The organism is Pseudorhodoplanes sp., assembly GCF_035565795.1.
Taxonomy (GTDB): Bacteria; Pseudomonadota; Alphaproteobacteria; order Rhizobiales; family Xanthobacteraceae; genus Pseudorhodoplanes.
In genome coordinates, this window is the sequence record NZ_DATMRV010000057.1 from 1 (window position 1) to 5,713 (window position 5,713).

The 5,713-nt window shown below is 64.0% G+C and carries 6 protein-coding genes; 2 read left to right on the plus strand and 4 right to left on the minus strand.

The annotated features are described in order from the left end of the window. The coding region (locus VNZ93_RS06265; RefSeq protein ID WP_325701642.1) for a lysine--tRNA ligase at nt 1-1,562 on the minus strand (1,562 nt) is incomplete at its 3' end. 18 nt (nt 1,563-1,580) lie between these two features. Then, the gene (locus tag VNZ93_RS06270) at nt 1,581-2,498 is read right to left on the minus strand and encodes a transporter substrate-binding domain-containing protein (protein WP_325701645.1); all 918 of its coding nucleotides are present in this window, start codon (nt 2,496-2,498) and stop codon (nt 1,581-1,583) included. An 86-nt stretch (nt 2,499-2,584) separates the two neighbouring features. Here VNZ93_RS06270 and VNZ93_RS06275 point away from each other — a divergent pair, with 86 nt between their 5' ends. Continuing rightward, a complete protein-coding gene (locus VNZ93_RS06275; protein ID WP_325701648.1) occupies nt 2,585-4,546 on the plus strand; it encodes a glycosyltransferase family 2 protein in 1,962 nt (653 codons plus the stop codon). Nucleotides 4,547-4,556: 10 nt separating this feature from the next. Here the strand turns inward: VNZ93_RS06275 and VNZ93_RS06280 are convergent, their stop codons facing one another. Then, nucleotides 4,557-5,153 carry an SCO family protein gene (locus tag VNZ93_RS06280; RefSeq protein ID WP_325701651.1) on the minus strand — a complete coding sequence of 199 codons (597 nt, stop codon included), beginning with the start codon at nt 5,151-5,153 and terminating at the stop codon, nt 4,557-4,559. 18 nt (nt 5,154-5,171) lie between these two features. Beyond that, nucleotides 5,172-5,339 carry a hypothetical protein gene (locus VNZ93_RS06285; protein WP_325701655.1) on the minus strand — a complete coding sequence of 56 codons (168 nt, stop codon included), beginning with the start codon at nt 5,337-5,339 and terminating at the stop codon, nt 5,172-5,174. A 149-nt stretch (nt 5,340-5,488) separates the two neighbouring features. Between VNZ93_RS06285 and VNZ93_RS06290 the strand changes: the two genes are divergently transcribed. Next, on the plus strand, nt 5,489-5,713 hold a 225-nt coding region (locus tag VNZ93_RS06290; protein WP_414709993.1), incomplete at its 3' end, for a TerC family protein.

The window sequence follows — 5,713 nt, forward strand, 5'->3', positions numbered from 1 at the left end:
AAGGAGCCGAAGCGCGGACCCTTCTCCTGCCCGAGCAGCACCTGGTAGAGCATGTTGAACCAGTCGAGCGACACGCCGGGTTTGCCGTCCTTCGCCTTCTTCTTCTCATCGAGGAACGGCTCGCGGCGTCCGATCTCGTAGACCACGTCCTGGATCGCCTCCGGCGTCGAATCGACCGGCATGTTCGAGAGCGCATCGCGCAGATCCATCAGCGCCGCGCGCTCCTGATCGGTCGGCTCGCGGAAGCGCTTCGCCGGCAGCACGAAGTCGCGGTAATAGTTCAAGGCGTAGCCGACCAGCGCGTTCAGCCTCGGATGCGTCTGCGGGCTGACACCTTGCCGATAGCGCGCGATGAAGCCCCACAGCGTCTCGGCGTTCTCAGCATTCGATGCCGTCACAAGGCTGAGCAGCATCGCGAACGGGATCGGAATGTCCGGCGACGGCGGATTTCCGGAATGGATATGCCAGACCGGATTCGACAGCCGCTGCTTGTCGTCCTGCCGCTGATACCCTTCGAGAAATTGCAGATACTCGTCGACGTTGCGCGGGATCACGTCGAAATACAGGCGCTTTGCTGACTTCGGCTCGCGATACATGAACAGCGAGAGCGATTCCGGCGACGCATAGCGCAGCCATTCGTCGATGGTGAGACCGTTTCCCTTCGACTTCGAGATCTTCTGCCCCTTCTCGTCGAGGAACAGTTCGTAATTGAAGCCTTCCGGCGGGGTGCCGCCGATCGCCCGGTTGATCTCGCCCGACAGCTTCACTGAATCGATCAGGTCCTTGCCGGCCATTTCGTAATCGACGCCGAGCGCGTACCAGCGCATCGCCCAGTCGGGCTTCCATTGCAGCTTGCAGCGCCCGCCGGTCACCAGCGTCGTGATGCTTTCCTTCGTGTCCGGGTCTTCGTAGGTGATCGTTCCGGCTTTTGCGTCGTGCGCGATCACCGGCACCTGCAGCACGATGCCGGTGCGTTCGGAGATCGGCAGGAACGGCGAGTAGGTCTGCGCGCGCTCCTCGCGCAGCGACGGCAGCATGATCGCCATCACCTTGTCGTAGTTCGCCAGCACCTGCAGCAGCGCCTTGTCGAAGCGGCCGGACGTATAGCACTCGGTCGCTGACAGGAATTCGTATTCGAAGCCGAAGGTATCGAGGAAGGTGCGCAGCCGCGCATTGTTGTGCGCGCCGAAGCTTGGATGCGTGCCGAACGGATCGCGCACCCTGGTCAGCGGCTTGCCGAGGTCTTCCGTCAGCATCTCGGCATTCGGCACGTTGTCGGGCACCTTGCGCAGGCCGTCCATGTCGTCCGAGAACGCGAGCAGCCGTGTCTTGATCCTGTCGTCGGTCAGAACGCGGAAGGCATGACGCACCATGGTTGTGCGCGCAACCTCGCCGAAGGTGCCGATATGCGGCAGGCCGGAGGGGCCATAGCCTGTCGAGAAGATGACCTCGTCCTTCGGCTTTTTCTTCAGACGCGCGACGATCTTGCGCGCCTCCTCGAACGGCCAGGCACCGGATTGCTCGGCGAGCGAGCGCAGGCTTGCAGCGTCAGTCACGGACATCATGTTTCCAGTTTACGTTCAGAACGGGCTTACCGGGAAATAGCGCAACCACAGATCGGTGAAGCGCCCTTTTTCCCAGAGCCGGAACAGCGCCCAGTTCAGGGCCTGGCGCACCGTTTCGTTGCCTTTCTTGACGGCAATCCCGACGCCTTCCCCGAAATACTGGCTCTCGAAAAACGGACCGCCTGCGAAGGCGCAACACCCGCCGGAATCCGTGCCGTTGATCCAGAACGACAGCGCGATGCCGTCGCCAAACACATAATCGACTTCGCCGCGCCGCAACGCATCCCGCGTCGCATCGGCGGTCAGATAAGCGACCGGCTGCGCTTCGGTGAACAGCGCCTTGAGATAGGCTTCATGCGCGCTGCCGCCGACCACGCCGATCTTCTTGCCCTCCAGCTGCTCCGGCTTGAGAACGGGCGTCGCCGCCGCCTTCAGCGCCGCGAAGCGGGCGGGCACCCGGTAATACGGGTCGGTGAAATCCACGGCCTTGCGGGTCGCGGCATTGACCGCAATCGACGCAATCACCGCCTCGCCCCGGTTCTCGTTCAATGCGGGCACCAGCGTGTCGAACCGGCGCATCTGGATGGTGCAGGTGATCTTCAGTTCGTCACAGATCAGCCGCGCCAGATCGACATTGAAGCCGACCGGATGCCCGTCCTGATTGGCGTAGTTGAACGGCGGATAATCGGTCTCGGTCATGAAGCGGATTTGCGACAGGCGCGACAGGTCCGGGCGCTCCGGGCGGCGCTTCGGATCCCAGAATCCCGGATAGGGCGAGGGAGCGGGCGCGAGCTCGCGCGGCGGCGGCAGGTGGGGCTGCGCCACCGCGGGGATGGACGCGACGCCCCAGGCGATCGCGGCAACCGCGATTGCAGCCGGCCATTTCCACACTTTCTTGTGGTAATGCGCTACGAAGATCGGCAATACTCGCATTCGTTGTCCGACTGGGTCAGTTTCGCGTTTTTATAGCAGGGCAGCGTCGTTCGTTAGCGTAGCATTTGTGCGGTCGTGGGGCGGCCATGCAGGGGCCTGTAGTCCATGCCGAGCCGCCTGGCCGGCATGCGCGCGATATGTCTTACGGAGCGCGGCCGGGTTCAAGACCCGATTCGGACCACGCACGGATTCGTGCCCGTCTTGCCCGCTGCCCCGAAATCGATTGCGTCCGCCACCTCGTTTCTCCGGCCTGGCTGGCCGCGGCGGAGCTGCGCGCCCTGGAAGCCGGCACCGGCGCCGACCGCGTGCTCGTGACCGAGGGTGTCCTGACAGAGCGCGAATATGCCCGCGCATTCGCGCGTCACCACGGGCTGGTGGTCGAGAGCCTGCGTCACACGCCCCGCTCGGCCTGCCCGGTCGATGACACGGACCTCCTCGCCGGGCTGGCGTGCGGAATCATCCCGATCAGCCGCGGCGGCGAGCTGACCTGGGTGGTCGCGCCCTGGCACCTGTCCGCACGCTTCCTGATCGCGACGCTGCAACGCCATCCGGAGATGAAATCCCGGGTCCGGATCGCCGCGATGGACGATGTCCGCGACTTCGTTCATCGCGAGGCCGAGGTCGCAGTCGCCTGCCGCGCAGCATTCGATCTGCGGGCGCAATGCCCGAGCCTGTCAGCAGGGACGACCTTCAGCCGCACTCCGCTCGCGTGGCTGGCCGCAGGCATGGCCTGCTTCGCGGCCCTGGTCGCGGTTCAGTCCAGCGTGACGGTCGCCGTTGATATTGTGCTCGCGCTTGTTTTTCTCGGCTGGAGCGGGCTTCGCGTCGTCGCCATGCTGCTGTCGTTCACCCCGCACTTTCCGCAAGTACAGAACCGGGGCGACGATGCGTTGCCGATCTATTCGATCATCGTCGCGATCTACAGGGAGGCGCAATCGGCACATGACCTCGTCGCCGCGCTGACCAGCCTCGACTATCCGAAGGAGCGGCTTGATATCAAACTCGTGGTCGAATGCGACGACATGGAGACGCGACTGGCGCTCGACCTGATGGATCTCGGCGCGCCGTTTGAGATCGTCGTCGCACCAACCGCGGGACCACGCACCAAGCCGAAGGCGTTGAACGCTGCCCTGCCCTTCGTCCGCGGCCGTTATGTCGCGGTCTTCGATGCCGAGGACCGCCCGGAGCCGCAACAGCTTCGCATCGCGCTGGCGGCGTTCGAAGCCGGCGGTGCCGGTCTCGCCTGCGTGCAGGCGCGCCTCACCATCGACAACACGCGGGACAACTGGATCACGCGGCTGTTCACCGCCGAATATGCCGCGCTGTTCGACGTGTTCCTGCCCGGCCTTGCCGCGTGGCGGATGCCCCTGCCGCTCGGCGGCACATCGAACCATTTTCACGCGCCAACCTTACGCGCGCTTGGCGGGTGGGACCCCTACAACGTCACCGAAGACGCCGACCTCGGCATCCGCCTCGCACGGGCCGGCTATCACACGACGCTCGTGCAATCGTCGACATATGAAGAAGCCCCTGCCCGCCTGATGCCCTGGCTCTACCAGCGCACGCGCTGGTTCAAGGGTTACCTGCAGACATGGGCCGTGCACATGCGCAATCCGGTTCGGCTCTGGCATGAACTGCGGCCCGGCGGCTTCCTGGTCTTTCAACTGGTGATCGGCGGCGCCGTCCTTGCCGCGCTGGTACACGGCGTCTTCATGGGCGTGCTGATCTTTCAGGTCGCGACCGGCCTCTTCTGGTCGGACAAGGCGGGTGTGTTCGAACATGCCTTCGCCGGCCTCTATCTTGCGACGCTCATCACCGGCTACCTGTTTTCGGGCCTGCTCGGCTTTGTCGGGCTGTCGCGGCGCAGGCTCGCGCGTAGCGCACCCTATCTGCTGCTGTTGCCGTTCTATTGGCTGATGATGTCCTGGGCGGCCTGGCGCGCGGTCTTCCAGCTGATCCGGTCGCCCTATCGCTGGGAAAAGACCGAGCACGGCCTCGCACGCACGTCACGACACGCAACCGCGACGGAGCTGCCAAACCCATACTGACGGCGTGACGTCACAGATACCGCTTCAAATCCGCGGCGGCTTCTTCCGGCTTGCGCTTGAGATTGAAGGGCGCAACGAAGCGGCCTTCCTTGTCCATGAGATAGACCAGCGCCGTGTGATCCATGGTGTAGTCGCCGCCATCGAGCGGGATCTTCTTTGAATAGACCCGGTAGGCCTTTTCCATCGCGGCGACAGACGCGGCGTCGCCGGTGAGACCGCGCAGACGCGGGTCGAAGCTCGACAGATACTCCTTGAGTATCTCCGGCGTATCGCGCTCGGGATCGACCGTGACGAAGAACGCAGAGAGCTTGTCGCCGTCGCGTCCGAGCGCCTTGTAGACCTCCGACATATCGAACAATGCAGTCGGGCAGATGTCCGGGCAATGCGTGAAGCCGAAGAACATCAGTGTCGGCTTGCCCTTGAGATCGTCCTGCGTGACGGCAGCGCCGTTCTGGTCGACAAGCCTGAACGGCCCGCCGATCGCCGAGGGCGCCGGGACCGGCGTCGGCAACCGGCCGGCAAACATGAAGATCGCGGCCGCAAACAGGATCAGACCGCCGAGGAAGGCGGCAATCACAGTGACGATACGCGTGGTCTGCTGGGTCATCGGGAGGTCATCAACCAATCAGAAGCACGCGGCGATGCCTGCACGAACGATTTCGAAAAACACCGCCGTGCCATAAAAGATCCAGAGCGCGCAGGCGATCGCGACCAGTGCTCCAACGCCCGATCCCACCGCCACCAGCGGCCACGAAATGCGGCGGGACACAGCGTTCGGAAGGGTTTCGGACATAACAGCCAGATAGGCGCGGATTGCCGTCCGATCAACTACCATTGTCGACGGGGCTGGAACCAATCCGGTCTCTGTGCGTCAATGGCTCCGCCGCCCGCCCCTCGGTGCGGCCACGGCTCGCGTGTTTGCAACGTCCCGATGGCTGCGAAATGGATTACCTCTATAGCCTGGCCGCTGATCCGACCGCCTGGGCCGCTCTTCTGGCCCTGATCGCCATGGAGGTGGTGCTCGGCATCGACAACCTGATCTTCATCGCGATCCTGACCAACAAGCTGCCCGAGCAGCATCGTCAGAAGGCGCGCACCATCGGCATCGGGCTCGCACTGATCATGCGCCTCGTGCTGCTGGGCACGGTCGCGATCATCGTGCAGCTC

Bases quoted from the DNA above. Each gene is read 5' to 3' on its own strand.
- VNZ93_RS06280 (WP_325701651.1), bottom strand. From the start codon at position 5,153: ATGACCCAGCAGACCACGCGTATCGTCACTGTGATTGCCGCCTTCCTC.
- VNZ93_RS06270 (WP_325701645.1), bottom strand. From the start codon at position 2,498: ATGCGAGTATTGCCGATCTTCGTAGCGCATTACCACAAGAAAGTGTGG.
- VNZ93_RS06285 (WP_325701655.1), bottom strand. From the start codon at position 5,339: ATGTCCGAAACCCTTCCGAACGCTGTGTCCCGCCGCATTTCGTGGCCG.
- VNZ93_RS06275 (WP_325701648.1), top strand. From the start codon at position 2,585: ATGCAGGGGCCTGTAGTCCATGCCGAGCCGCCTGGCCGGCATGCGCGC.